Raw genomic sequence first — 13,702 nt, 5'->3', positions numbered from 1 at the left:
ATTATGGAGCAAAATCACTTGAATTCAGTGAATTCAATGAAAGAATTGGCGATGACTGCAGACTACCAGTTGAATCGATCCCCCGTCTTACGATATCATGAACCCCATACAGTAACTAATGGTCGGGAGAATTCTCCCCCGACTGGTTCAGGATCAAGTGACAGGGGGAATGCCGCCATGGATGTTAACGGCACAAGTTCTATTTCCGGATCACTGCCTATTAATAAGCAGATCAGTCCGAGTAACACCAACACCAATAAGACGCCTGCCTCGAAACCGATCTCTTCACCGCAAGATGAATTAGAGATCTCGTCCGCAGGGCGTATGCTGGATGAAATGACGAACGACTCTGAAATGCGAGCAGAACGGTTAGCACAAATCAAGGCAGCCATTGATGATGGTACTTACGAGACCGACGAAAAGCTGGATGCCGCTTTAAGTCGCCTGCTGGATCAATTCAGCGACTCCGAGTAATCATCTCTGGCCGTAGTAGAGATAAATGAGGAAGAGACCAACTGTGCTCGACTTGAATAGTCTGGGGATCGCGATGTCTCCTGTTGAGAAATTCAGAGAGTACATGGAGACGAAGGGGATGAGATTAACTCTGGAACGAGAGTTAATCGTGAATGAAATATTCTCTTCTTCCGAACAGTTTGACGCAGACCAACTGGTTGAGCGAATGTCAGATCAAGGCGTCGGGCGTCGCGTGAGTCGCTCGACGGTCTACCGCACAATTGGTTGGTTGGAAGAGGCCGGTCTGCTGCGAAAAGTGGGACGTGAAAACGACCACGATATTTATCAACCTGAATCAGAATAACCCGCGTACCTGACGACTTTAGAAGAGGAAGAGATCAACAGTGCTCAATTTTGAAAGCCTGGAAATCGCTGTTTCTCCCACGGAGAAATTCAGAGAGTACCTGGCCACAAAAGGAATGAGATTAACTCAGGAACGTGAGTTGATTGTAACTGAAGTCTTCTCTTCCCACGAACACTTTGATGCCGACCAGTTGGTCGACCGGATGTCCGCGCAAAAAACGGGACGTCGCGTCAGCCGCTCCACCGTCTATCGCACGCTGGGTTGGCTCGAAGATGCCGGCCTGTTGAGAAAAGTGGCGCGAACAAACGACCGAGACGTTTACGAACACGATTACGGCTATCCGCAACACGATCATTTCATCTGCAAAAGTTGCGGGGAACTGTTTGAATTTCAGAATGACGATATTGCGGAAATTCTGCAAAAGCTCGCGGATCAAATCAATTTCCGCATGAACGAGCATCGCCTGGAAGTGTATGGCATCTGCGACGAATGTTCGCGACCTCCCCAGCGGCGTCACAAAAAGCTGGACCTGATCTGAAGCGGTATCGGATTGGCTTTCATCCTCGGATGATTTAGCGTCGTTTAATGGGAATGGCCCGGTAGATTCGCAGCAACAGCAGCATCAGAATCAACGCCCCCAGCGCGATACCGCCCAGCATGGCGAGCCCTGTCGCATCCCCATATAATTTTCGAATCGAGAAGACAGGGGGTGCCCCGGGAATCGTCGCCGGCCATTCTGCCAGCCAGATCCAGCGCCAGCCCATCAATACGATCAACGTCGCGGCACACAAATAAGGACCGTACGGCAAATAGGTTTTCCCTGTCGCTGCACGACTGAGGAAGCCGATCAGCAACCCACACAAGGGTGCCAGTAACAGAATCGGCAAAATCGGTTGCCAACCCAAAAAGCTCCCCACCATCGCCATCATTGTCACATCACCCAGCCCTAAGGCTTCCTGCCCGAGCAAACCAGAAGAAACCAGCCGCAACCCCCAAGTCAGTCCGGCACCGGTAATCAGACCAGCCAGGCTCCAGGTCAAACCGTGCCAATGCGAATGTGCTTTGATCCAGTCGGGAATATAAGGTCCTGATAAACCGGGAATCGCCTGATTCCAATCGACCCAGAAATGAACAATCTGCAGTTGCCCTGCTACCGTTGCTCCCACCACGCCGATGACCATACCGGGCATCGTAATCTGATCGGGAATCAGATACTCGCGAAAGTCGATACTGGTCGCTGCCACCAGCAATGTCAGTAAGATATAGTGATAGAGCAATCGCCATTCAAACATTCCTTCGGGAGGAATGACCGAGGGGATCTCCAGACAACGGAGTTGGACGACCATAAAATAATAAAACGCAAACAACACCCCGGTCATTACTTCCAGGAAAACCTCTGAGCGAGGGAGAGGTTTCGAACATGCAGCGCAGCGATTCTGTAGCGGAATCCAGCGTAACACAGGGATCAGCTTCCAGCGTGAAATGCGCGCACCACATGCCTGACAGCGCGAGAGAGGCTGAATGACCGGCTTGAGCGACATCCGCCTCACCCAGGCATTAATCCCCTGCCCCACAATTGCTCCCAGCAGAAATAAAATTCCACAAGGCACCAGGAGTTCGTATCCCGGAGGCAGAACACTATTCAAATGTTTAACTTGAAAGTAAACCATATCTTAAACAAACCTGAACAAAACCCGTTCCGGTATAGGTGATTTTACGGCGAAGCTTTGTTAGACTGACGCGTTAACTGGTTTGATCGTAAGATCATGTTAGACGTGGATATGGTGAAGTCTGTTACGTCCGACCGCAATTGCGGTTGAAGAAAAAAATCAAATTAGATGAAACTGCGCTCAAACAGAATCGTCTGAGATGGTTATTTCACAAACAGATCGTCCGATCAATTCAGAGAACCAAAGCGCTCGCTCACTGCTTTGATAATTTATTTGCGCTCGGAAAGGCCCCGTAATGAGGAGAGTCTACAGACAGATTACGTACTGTACATTTTTAACATGCTGTTTAAGCCTATTAGGTACCGGAGAGATTTTTGCTGACGAAGCATCAAATCCTCCTCCGTTACCCTCTGGTGCTGAAGCGCCTGCTCAATTAGAAGCTTCAGTTGCCTTAAATGGTGCCGACATGGCCTGGATGATGGTCTCATCCGCCTTGGTTTTGATGATGACCGCCCCGGGACTGGCACTGTTTTATGGGGGACTGGTTCGGAAAAAGAACATTCTCGGCGTCATGATGCAATGTGTGTTCCTGATGGGACTCATGTCTGTCATCTGGGCACTCTGGGGCTATAGCCTTGCCTTCGGATCAGACATTCTCGGTGGTTTTGTAGGTGGTTTTGATCATGTCCTGTTAAAAGGGATCATCCCGACCTGGGAAAATGGTGCGGTCGTTGTCCCTGACAATGGTGCGATTCCGACCTCACTGTTTATGGTCTTCCAGATGATGTTTTTCATCATTACTCCCGCTCTGATCTGTGGAGCATTTGCGGAACGCATGAAATTCAGTTCGATGGTCGTGTTCTCAGTTCTCTGGGGAACCTTGATTTACTGCCCTATCGCACATTGGGTCTGGTCAGATACCGGCTGGTTGTGTGAATGGAATGAAGGTGCGGCTTTCCCCGCCTTCGACTTCGCTGGCGGAACTGTTGTACATATCAGTTCCGGATTCTCTGCTTTGGTTTGTGCCATTTTACTGGGAAAACGACTGGGATATGGCCAGGAACCAATGCCACCCCACAATTTGACCTATACTTTCATCGGCGCGACAATGCTCTGGGTCGGCTGGTTTGGCTTCAACGCGGGTAGTGCCGGTGGTGCGAATGCAGCCGCCGTCAATGCGTTTGTCGCCACACATCTGGCTGCCGCCGCGGGAGTTCTCGCCTGGGCTGCTGCCGAGTGGTTTTATAACGGGAAACCGAGTATTCTGGGTGCTTGTTCTGGTGCGGTCGCAGGTCTGGTCTGCATCACCCCCGCCTGTGGGACCGTGACTCCTTTATCAGGAATTATTTTAGGTCTGATTGCCGGGTTTGCCTGCTATTTTGCCTGTACTACTCTGAAATCAAAATTCAAATACGATGACTCGCTGGATGCCTTTGGCGTACATGGCGTAGGGGGAACCGTGGGAGCCATCCTCACGGGGGTCTTTGCGACCAAAGCGATCACCGGAGATGCGGAAGGATCCGGTTTACTGGAAGGCAATACGCAACAGTTCATCAATCAACTGGTGAGCGTTGGTGCGGCGATTGTGATTTCCGTGATCGGCACCATCATCATCCTGAAGGTGATCGACTTAACAATGGGCCTGCGGGTCAGTAAAGATGGTGAAATTCAGGGTCTTGACCTGAGTCAGCATGGTGAAGAAGGATACATTTTCCTATAACATCCTGAGAATTGAGAGCCAGCAGTTGGCTGGCTCTCTTTCTCATGTTTAGGAAAGTGGCTCCAAAAGGCCTTTCGGGCCAATAGTTTTTATTGTTTTTGGGGAATTTAAATTGAGGTATCGAGATTTCTCCCCAAATGCGATATAATAGTTAAGTGTGATAGTCGCTTGGGTTTCTGAAAGCGCTGGAAGAAAACCGAGCATTTTCCTGGGAGTATAATTCCGATGAAAAAAGTGGAAGCTGTCATCAGACATTTCAAACTGGAAGAAGTCAAAGATGCTCTGACAGAAATTGGTGTACAAGGTATGACGGTCTCAGAAGTCCGTGGTTTTGGGCGCCAAAAAGGCCATAAGGAACAATATCGTGGTGCTGAATACACGGTTGATTTTCTACCCAAAGCCAAGATGGAAGTGATCGTTCCCGATGATCAGGTCAAAAGCGTAGTCGATACGATTTTGGAATCAGCGCGGACCGGACAGATCGGCGATGGAAAGATCTTTGTGATGCCAGTCGAAGACATTATTCGTATTCGAACCGGTGAATCAGGCGATACCGCCCTCTAACTATGACCGTAAAGCGAGGGGCGCATTACTGCCCCCTTTTGCTTTACATCATTCCGGGCGTGAGTGCGAATTATGGTTTTTCGAAAGAAGTCTTAGATGAAAAAAATTCAGGCAATCATACGACACTACAAACTGGAAGAAGTCAAAAACGCGATTTCGGAAATCGGTATCAGTGGTATGACTGTCAGTGAAGTACGTGGCTTTGGTCGTCAACGCGGCCACAAAGAGACTTACCGGGGCAACGAATACATCGTCGACTTTCTCCCTAAGGTGAAAGTCGAAATTGTTGTTCAGGACGATATGGTCCCCAAAGTGATTGAAACAATCACTCAGATTGCACGGACCGGCCAGATTGGCGATGGGAAAATCTTTATTACCGATCTGGATGAAGTCATTCGAATCCGCACGGGCGAAACCGGAGCAGAAGCAGTCTGATTGACTGATTGCTTCACATTGCACATCTCTGTCATGAACCCGGGCCACAACCATTTTTTCTTTTTCGTTTCAGCCTGGAACCGATGATGTCACAGCCTTCTCCGCCCTGCTCTACACAACAATTTGTTGTCTACCGCAATCAGGTGGAGCAAGCCCGACAACGGGGGCAGGAACTGCTGCGCACTGGCGCCAGTGGTTTGCAGATCGCAACGGCGATTGCTGAATCCATCGAACAATTGATCCTGCAAATCATTCAGGATCACCTGCAACAGCTTCCTGAAGCACAACAGAAATTGCTGATGCAGAACAGCGCGATCCTTGTCATCGGCGGTTCCGGACGCGGTTTAATGGCACCTTATTCCGATGTCGATCTGCTGTTCCTCTATCGCAATCAAATCGTCAATGAATTCTCGGAGTTTGTCGGGAACGTGGTCCGTAGCTGCTGGGATGCCGGCTTAAAACTGGGACACAGTGTGAGAACCATTGTGGATTCGGTCAAGATGGCACGCACCGAACCCGAGTTCGCCACCGCGATGATTGAAGCCCGCTCGATCTGGGGAGACGAGCACCTCTCTGAACAACTTGTACGCTCTTTTTATCGGCACGTGATTTTATTTCGCAGGCGCATCTTTTTTGAGCAATGTGTGGCAGCGCGCTGGGAAGAGCGCAAGCAGCACGGCGGCGCCGTGATGCAGCTGGAACCCGACATCAAACGTTCGCCGGGCGGCCTGCGCGATATCCACCTGTTGCGCTGGGTTGGCTTCGCCCGTTATGGAACCGCGAACCTGGACATGTTACGTCTGGATGGCCGGATCACCAGTCGCGATGTCCGCACGTTGAAAAATGCGCGAGACTACCTGCTCAAAGTTCGGATTCAACTACATTATGAAGCGGGCCGGCAACAGGACCTGTTTACCAAAGACACACAACTCTGGATGGCGGAACAACGCCAGATTCAAGGCACGAACGGGCAACGCCCCGTGGAACTGCTGATGCAGGAATACTTCCGTCACAGTAAAGCCGTCGCGGAGATTACCGAACGCTTTATCAAAGCACATCGGCCGCAGCCATTTTTGTCGCGGGTCTACGACTTTCTCATGACCCACCGTTCCGATTCCATTCTCAAGATTGTTCCCGATCATCTGGATGTGGTTCCTAAATACCGGGGCCAAGTCTGCAGCAGTCTGGAAGAAATCCTCAGACTATTCGATACCGCTTCACTGTATGGGATTTCGATTGCCCCGGATTTGCTCGATGCCATCCGCGAGTCCGCCTTGAAGCTGCCTTCCGCACTGACCAACCGGTCCATCGATCTCTTTCGCGACATCCTTGCTCGGAGTAACAGCCTGGGCCCCACCTTGAGAATCATGTTTGAAACAGGGATCTTGAATATTCTGATCCCCTATATGAAACACGCCTACTGTCTGCTTCAGTTCAATCAGTACCACAGCTACACCGTCGACGAACACACTTTTCGTGCTATTGAAGCATCCGAAACTTTTGCCGACGATGACTCTGCGTTGGGGAGTTCTTATCGGAATATCGAAAAGAAAGACATTCTGAACCTGTCCATCCTGTTACACGATATCGGGAAAGGCTACGGAGAAGACCATAGTAAAGTCGGTGCGATGATTGCCGCCGAAACCGCGATTCGCATGGGCCTGAAAGAGGAAGAGAAGAATCTACTGGTGTTCCTGGTCCTGGAGCATCTCACGATGGCGCATCTGGCATTTCGCCGCGACATCTCGGATCCTGACATCCTGTTCGCCTTCAGTCAGAAAGTCGGCAGCCCCGAAAAATTACGCATGCTGTACGTGTTGACCGCCGCCGATATTACCGCCGTCGGTCCCGGCGTGTTCACCGACTGGAAATCGGAGCTGCTGGCAGACCTCTATGAGCGCACCATGTTATTACTCGGCGGGAAACATTCCCGCTATCACCGGGACCAGCGATTGGCCCGCGTCAAACAACGCGTGCGCAGCCATCTCAATCTCCCGCAAGTTCCAGAGCATGAGGAAAGCACAGACACGTGGTTTACTGAATTGTTCAATTCGTTTTCGCCGCATTATCTGCTGGTTTCTTCTTCCAAACGGATCGCCGCGGATATCGAAATCCTGCGCGATCTTCCCGCTGATCAGATTGTCGTCGAGGGCGAATTTGAACCCGAGACCAGCACCGTAAATTATCATGTGATTGCACCGGCAATGTACTCGCAATCCTGCTTCCACCGGATGGTCAGTGTCTTCACCGCCAAACGCATGGAGATCGTCTCCGCCCATATTACCACCAGCGTTTCCGGCGGCGGCGTCGACAGTTTCCATGTGATCGATAACGATTTTTCGAAAAAGGTTCCTCGCAGCCGCATCGATAAGATTGAAGAAGAAATCAGAAAAGCGGTCAGCGGCGAAAGTGATGCCAAAACCATGTTTTTAAACAATCAGCGTTTTCAGGAATCAGCCAGCCTGAGTGGAGAGTTCGATCTGGGCCGCGTGGAAATCGATAACCAGTCTTCCAAACGTTGCACGATTATCGATGTCATTGCGCATGACCGTACGGGCTTGCTCTATATCGTCTCGCGCGCGATCAGCCGCATGGGGCTCTCTGTCGTCATGGCGAAAATCTCAACACACCTTGACCAGGTTGTGGATGTGTTTTACGTGCTTGACGAACACGACCGAAAAATCGAAGACGGTGACCGCCTGCAGGAAATCAAACAGCAGCTCGAAACCACGTTGCATGATTTTGAACTGGAAGGCTACAAACGGTATCAACGCGTCTGATACTTTAGAAATCAGAAGATGTGGTGGCATCCCCCGGACCAACACTTAAGTTGGCACGACTTCCAGAAATGTGATTTCGTCATCAACGTGAATCTGACAATCAGAGGCTGACGCCGGTATCAACAGGGTCTTTCCCTGGAATAATTCATAGGTTTCCGCACTGCAGTCTAACTGCCCTGATCCTTCCAGCACAACCAGGATCTGCGGTTGATTCAAGGATTTAAGAGGGAACGAACTTGGGGAGTGATGGCGTCGGATTGTAAAATACTCAGACTCCAGTAGATCTTCAATCTGATGCGTGCCTGCGGACTGGACCCGCGGTTGAAGCAGATCAACGGGGCCTCGTTCAAAGTCAATACTCTCGAAGGCTTTTGTAATATGTAAGGGACGCGGATTTCCCAACTGATCCAGGCGATTCCAGTCAAACAGACGATAGGTAACATCACTGGTTTGCTGGACTTCCGCTAGCAGGACTCCCTCACCAATCGCATGCAAAGTCCCTGAGGGAATGTAAACACAATCCCCTTTCTGAACGGGATAACTGTGTAAACACTCTTCGACAATCCCCTGTTCCAGATGTTGTCTAAGCTGCGTTTCCGTCACACCTGGCTTTAACCCCGCATAAATACAGCTGCCTTCCACAGCATCGAGAATCACCCAGGCTTCCGACTTTCCAGATCGGCTCGCATCGAACCTCTCCTGCTGAGTATCACCAGGATGCACCTGCAGCGAAAGACGATCCGTCGCATCGATAAACTTGATTAATAGCGGAAAGGTCGAATAATACTTCCCCGTTCCATACAGGGCTTCCGGATTTTTCTGAATCAGTTGTGAAAGGGTCCAGCCAGCATACTCACCACCGGCAATCGGAGTGGGTGCCTGGGGATGGTCTGACAACTCCCAACTCTCTCCGTAATCCCCCTCAACTCCAATCAACTTATGCAGTTGCGTGCCCAGACGCTCCCCGCCCCACCGAGTGCGCTTTAGTAATGGCGCAAACTCCAGTGGCAATAATGTGGCCGTCGATTGGACTTCTTGCAATGACATAATTTGGAGAAAAGCAATACCAGTAAAGAAGATAGAAGAATTAGAAAAGATGGAAGCTTCTGTAATCCTAAACCACAAAACCTATCAAATGCAACTATAAACTCTTTGATTTGTGAGAACCGAACTCTCTCTGTTTTTTTGAACCGTTTTACGAAACTAATGTTCTTCAAAGGTTTCAATTGCCATAAACGGGAACTCCTGCTAATCTCTCCCCCCTTAAAGACCCTGGCAACAACAAGGCTTTTTGTACAGTACACATAACAGTAAGTCTTCTAGCTGCCCCCAAGAGAATTTACCACTATTTCTCGATGAAAGGCTCATACGTGGCAGATTTGGTAACCCGTAATCTGGAAATCGAACTTTCCATTGGTGATACAATTCAGGTTGGCGATCAGTTTTTGACTGTGGTTGATATTGAGGGAGATGAAATATTATTTCAACTCGATACCGGAAACCCAGCAGGCCCCGTTTCAAACCTGGACTTATTCTCTGATCCTCCATCCTTCGATTAGAACCACAAGAGTCTATCAAGATTCGGCACGGATTCTCTTTCAATGGATGCCACTTCTAGAATTCTACTTGATAACGCTTGGTCATCTCTCTACGGATTGCTGCTGTCTCGTCTTCAATTTCTTTCCAACTGGTGAAGCGAACACCGGTCGCTTTCGACTGCTCTTCGGTACGGTTCTGTATCTTTACATTTGCGTTCGAGCGTCGGCCGTAATAATTGTTATTCGAGTCGTAATTGTAACTGTAATTTCCATAGACGCTGGCGTTACGTACGCCTGTACGTGATCCGGCTGCGCGTTTCGCAAGGGCAATACCACGGAGTGTTTCTGCAACATCGGAACCATAAGTGAGTAAGTCCTCATCCACGTTTAAGATTGGAAGCCTGTCAATTTTTCGCGCATAACGTTCTGTGTAAACGATATGATTGTCGCGATTTGTTCTGAGGTATTTTCGTAAGTCATCAATCAGAACAGTGACTGACTTAAAGTAAGTCAACGACGCTTGGGCAACCGCATCAGGACTGCCCGGACTTAAATCTTCGTCTTTCAATTCACTGAATTTTGTTGAAGGAATTTCCAGGATACTAAACACACGACGCATTCCATCTTGCGAAAGAAGGCCGCTAAGAATCATCGATTTGTCTTTGAATTCGACTTTCCATTTTTCCAAATCATCCAAATGCACTCCCAGCTTATCTACGATTTCTAAAACCATCGATTTCGCCAAACTGGAATTCTTTGCTGTCTCCGAACTTAAATCGATACGCAATTCTCCTTCGGCTTTGCTTCCAATCTTTACGGAAAATAGAATACCTTGAACTCCGCCGATGATTTCAGCCAGCTCTTTAATCTTTTGTTCATTCCCTTTCAATACTTTCGACTGCTTTAGACCTTCCTCGAGTTTATGAGGTGGAATGCTATCCTTCAGGTCGATCGCCATCGCAATCTGTGGCCCCCCTCTGCGTATCACCTTTGCGGCTTGGCTCAAGTAAGGTGAAATCACCAGGCTGGAGTTCGTTCGCCCGAAGTCGGCCCAGCGCGAAACGGCTTGTCGATTAGCGGGATGCATCACCCCCATATGAGAAGTACTCAGGCTGACAAAGTAAGCATCACTGGGCGTCCATGCTGAATGCAATCCGTTAATCGAATCTACATAGCCACCTTCCGCCCGTGCTATGGAGCGCATAGGGATTGGCTCTTTTAAATCCATGACCGCCAATTCCCAGTTTTGCTCTAAGTCATTCGCAAAGTTGAGTTGCGCTGCAATGACAATTTTATCTGCTTCGGGTGGTAAATAAAGGGGCCGTTCGACATAAGCAGCTTCATGTTTTTTTTGCCAGCCCTCTTTTCGAGCTAACGCGCTGGCATGCATATCAGTCACATCAATCACGACAATTGCGTTGGCACTGGAAGGGATTCTATTAAGCAAGTCGTTGAATTGAGCCCATACTGGAACTTCATAGAAAAGAATCGAGAGTAAACAGGCTGTCACGATAATCAATGACCTTGAAAAAAGTTTCCTTACAAAGGTCAAATACAAAATGGAAAACAGCCGCGGACAAGCTTGATGGAGATGTTTCATGATTCAACCTTTGATGAGTTGCCCTCATGCCCAATTGTTTACATCAGGCATGATTTTTGAAAGCGCGTGAAAAAGATCGAGAATTGGAATAGATCCATCGTACCAAGCAAAATCGTCTTGCGCCTAGCATTTTCATTTTTTCAAAGAACATTAACAGTTCCATTTTTCAACATCATTCAGGATGCAGGAAGCAGTCAGCCTCCTGCATCTACAGCATCTGACGTTCATCCTGGAGGGTCAGGCAAATCAAATGTCCCAGATAACACGCCAATATTCTCACTCGGGTAAAACCATAAGGCGAAGTACAAATAAAGAACTCACCCTGTAAGCATCTGTTAAGAGTCAGCTTAAGCTCAATTCGAAATCTATTTACTTACTTGGTCAGTGTGTTCGGATCTGCGGGAAAAAGACACCATTTGGGAATCTCAGGTCGTGTCAGTTGATTTTGTTTTGCGCGCGTAATGATCTCTTGAAAACGGGGGAGAACTTTAACCCAGAGCATCGCCTGAGAATCCTCATAGATCTGAACCCAGTCTGTTCGATGTTGTAAATAACCGCGCACCTGCAGAGAACGGGGCAGCAATAAGATTTCCGTCGGATACTGATCGAGTAACGGCGTTGGCCCTTCTGAAGTGGCATCCAGCTTTTGAAAATCCACAAACTCCTGTTCCAGCTTGGCCGAGTAGACAGTTCGATAACGACCGTCAAAGGCAACCCGCGATTCCGGGAACGTCTGCCAGATCACATACTGAGCCCAGCCGTAATCGGTCAGGATATTCCCATTTAACTTTTCATCCTGCATGACTTCGATCGTCGCCACCGGCATTCCGGGGGCTCTGCTTTGAGTTTCAACACCAATTTGCCAGGGAGCAATCGACTCATTCCACAGATTGACGATAGTATGCACTCCCAGACCGCAAACGGTTAACACACTTGCCCCAACAAGGAGAGAACGAAAGCCGCGCCGATGATCGCCGGCCCATTGTTGATTCAAGTGCGGAAATAAATTTCGAATCGCATCGGAGATAGGCCGCGGTAATAATATGATGACCGCAATCGCCAGTAAGGCGACATGCCTGATATGGCTCACTGCCTGATACGCAACCACAACAATCAGAATCAGATCGATCCACTCCCACTTTCGCGAACCGAAAAACGCCAGTCCGATCAGTAAAAACGGGATATAGTACAACAACGCCTGCTGCGCTTCCCAGAGTGGCTGCCATTCACGAACGATCTGCTTTGTTATCAGATGATCCCATAACATCTGATGCAGATGAATCCCATAGGGATTCAACAACGTGACGCCCCAGGCGAAACCGATGGCACCTGCCAGTCGATAAAAATCACGACGTTGATAGCGTGACTGAATTACTCCGAGCCCCATCCAGAGCAAAACCACTCCTTGAATTCCCACACCAGCCAGAAAGCCGCCATGCGAGTTTGCCCAAAACAACATCACGGCAGGCAGATACCAGATCGCTTTAGATTGCGGGTGATCAAGAAAATGTCTGAGGATTAATAGCATCAGGGCAAAACAGCCAAAAGTGACCAGTTGCGGGCGGACAAATACCACAAACTGTGCAAGACAGAACGCAGTATAGATCAACAGCAAAACAGCGGCTGCCAGACTCGCCTCGAATTTTCGCAACGCAATCCAGGCGGGAACAAATACAACCAGCAACCAGAAGTTGCGCCAGAGCCAGAGACCGAGATTCCCCAAGTGACTCCAGAGCCAGCCAAAAGAATATTCTGAAAACCACTCATGGTTGATCCAGACAGCACCAGGTTCGGTATAACAGAACGGATCAGTTCGTTCGACCAGAGTACCCTGCTCGATTGCCCGAAGTCCATATAACGTATGGCCCCAGAGGTCCGGATCTGCAATGGTCACCGTGCACATTAAAAACAGGCATGCACCCCAGATCATTGCAGTTGCCAGCGACCATTCCCCCTGCCCCATGCGCCATTCAGTGGGAAGCTGCCCTGAATCAGTTTCCATCACAACGTTTCCTCAACCGTAAAGCTGATCGTTTCTGTTAACAGTTACACAATTGCTTTGGAGATACTCAATAAAAAAAAGATCTGCACACGATGGTACAGATCTTTTTTACTTCACTTGACTCATTCAGTCTGCAATTTCAAAGCAGAGTTCACTTACTTGCTTTTCAGAATATCTTCCAGGCTGGGGAGAGAGTTATGAATTGGCTCCAGAACGGGTAGATTCTCACCATTTGCGGGAGATTCTTCATACGCAGTCAAATCAATTTGCTCATAGATTCGCGAGAACATTTTATGAGAATAAGGAGCCTTCGGATCGCCACCCAGAGCAATAATTTCTCCCTTTTGTCTCAAAATATTCGAATAGTTATACGGGCGAAAGTAATAATAACCATGATAGACGGGAGTATAAGCATAATGAGGATACATGTCCCCGGTTGTTCTACAATCCAACCAGGGCCGTTTCTTGAGCTGGCAACATCCATCGCAATAGGCGCTGCCACACATTCCACATACACCAACTCCACCACCTGTACCGCACCCAGACTGACATGCCCCACCTGACATACAGGAATGA

At 48.9% G+C, this 13,702-nt stretch carries 13 protein-coding genes; 8 read left to right on the top strand and 5 right to left on the bottom strand.

The window, feature by feature from the left end; translation table 11 throughout:
• The first annotated feature begins 177 nt into the window (after window positions 1-177).
• Genes Pan241w_RS29365 through Pan241w_RS10515 form a run of 3 tightly spaced genes read left to right on the top strand, consistent with a single transcriptional unit; the run spans window position 178 to window position 1,355 of the window.
• The gene (locus tag Pan241w_RS29365; protein ID WP_198000456.1) at window positions 178-474 is read left to right on the top strand and encodes a flagellar biosynthesis anti-sigma factor FlgM; all 297 of its coding nucleotides are present in this window, start codon (window positions 178-180) and stop codon (window positions 472-474) included.
• A gap of 43 nt (window positions 475-517) precedes the next feature.
• Complete coding sequence (locus Pan241w_RS10520) at window positions 518-817, top strand: Fur family transcriptional regulator (RefSeq protein ID WP_145214840.1); 300 nt, start codon at window positions 518-520, stop codon at window positions 815-817.
• Between the two features lie 40 nt (window positions 818-857).
• Window positions 858-1,355: a Fur family transcriptional regulator gene (locus tag Pan241w_RS10515; RefSeq protein WP_145214836.1), complete on the top strand. Its 498-nt coding sequence runs from the start codon at window positions 858-860 to the stop codon at window positions 1,353-1,355.
• A 34-nt stretch (window positions 1,356-1,389) separates the two neighbouring features.
• Here the strand turns inward: Pan241w_RS10515 and Pan241w_RS10510 are convergent, their stop codons facing one another.
• Complete coding sequence (locus Pan241w_RS10510; protein ID WP_145214833.1) at window positions 1,390-2,487, bottom strand: prepilin peptidase; 1,098 nt, start codon at window positions 2,485-2,487, stop codon at window positions 1,390-1,392.
• A gap of 466 nt (window positions 2,488-2,953) precedes the next feature.
• On the opposite strand from Pan241w_RS10510, the gene Pan241w_RS10505 reads away from it, so the two are divergent.
• The 4 genes from Pan241w_RS10505 to glnD all read left to right on the top strand — a co-directional run bounded on the left by Pan241w_RS10505 (window position 2,954) and on the right by glnD (window position 7,986).
• Window positions 2,954-4,207 (top strand): ammonium transporter, encoded by a 1,254-nt coding sequence (locus tag Pan241w_RS10505; RefSeq protein ID WP_232107409.1) that lies wholly within the window; start codon window positions 2,954-2,956, stop codon window positions 4,205-4,207.
• Window positions 4,208-4,432: 225 nt separating this feature from the next.
• Complete coding sequence (locus tag Pan241w_RS10500; protein WP_145214827.1) at window positions 4,433-4,771, top strand: P-II family nitrogen regulator; 339 nt, start codon at window positions 4,433-4,435, stop codon at window positions 4,769-4,771.
• Between the two features lie 96 nt (window positions 4,772-4,867).
• Complete coding sequence (locus Pan241w_RS10495) at window positions 4,868-5,206, top strand: P-II family nitrogen regulator (RefSeq protein ID WP_145214824.1); 339 nt, start codon at window positions 4,868-4,870, stop codon at window positions 5,204-5,206.
• 83 nt (window positions 5,207-5,289) lie between these two features.
• Window positions 5,290-7,986, top strand: coding sequence for a [protein-PII] uridylyltransferase (gene glnD, locus Pan241w_RS10490; RefSeq protein WP_145214821.1), 2,697 nt, complete (start codon window positions 5,290-5,292; stop codon window positions 7,984-7,986).
• 45 nt (window positions 7,987-8,031) lie between these two features.
• Here the strand turns inward: glnD and Pan241w_RS10485 are convergent, their stop codons facing one another.
• A complete protein-coding gene (locus Pan241w_RS10485; RefSeq protein WP_145214818.1) occupies window positions 8,032-9,033 on the bottom strand; it encodes a type I phosphomannose isomerase catalytic subunit in 1,002 nt (333 codons plus the stop codon).
• A gap of 323 nt (window positions 9,034-9,356) precedes the next feature.
• Between Pan241w_RS10485 and Pan241w_RS10480 the strand changes: the two genes are divergently transcribed.
• Window positions 9,357-9,545, top strand: coding sequence for a hypothetical protein (locus tag Pan241w_RS10480; RefSeq protein ID WP_145214815.1), 189 nt, complete (start codon window positions 9,357-9,359; stop codon window positions 9,543-9,545).
• Between the two features lie 55 nt (window positions 9,546-9,600).
• On the opposite strand, the gene Pan241w_RS10475 is transcribed toward Pan241w_RS10480, so the two are convergent.
• From Pan241w_RS10475 to Pan241w_RS10465, 3 genes are all read right to left on the bottom strand, one after another.
• Window positions 9,601-11,124, bottom strand: coding sequence for a hypothetical protein (locus Pan241w_RS10475; protein ID WP_145214812.1), 1,524 nt, complete (start codon window positions 11,122-11,124; stop codon window positions 9,601-9,603).
• Window positions 11,125-11,497: 373 nt separating this feature from the next.
• A complete protein-coding gene (locus Pan241w_RS10470; protein WP_145214809.1) occupies window positions 11,498-13,126 on the bottom strand; it encodes a hypothetical protein in 1,629 nt (542 codons plus the stop codon).
• Between the two features lie 155 nt (window positions 13,127-13,281).
• Window positions 13,282-13,554 carry a hypothetical protein gene (locus Pan241w_RS10465; protein WP_145214807.1) on the bottom strand — a complete coding sequence of 91 codons (273 nt, stop codon included), beginning with the start codon at window positions 13,552-13,554 and terminating at the stop codon, window positions 13,282-13,284.
• Between the last annotated feature and the right edge of the window lie 148 nt (window positions 13,555-13,702).

Source organism: Gimesia alba (assembly GCF_007744675.1).
Taxonomy (GTDB): Bacteria; Planctomycetota; Planctomycetia; order Planctomycetales; family Planctomycetaceae; genus Gimesia; species Gimesia alba.
This window is presented reverse-complemented; position numbering and strand designations above follow the sequence as displayed.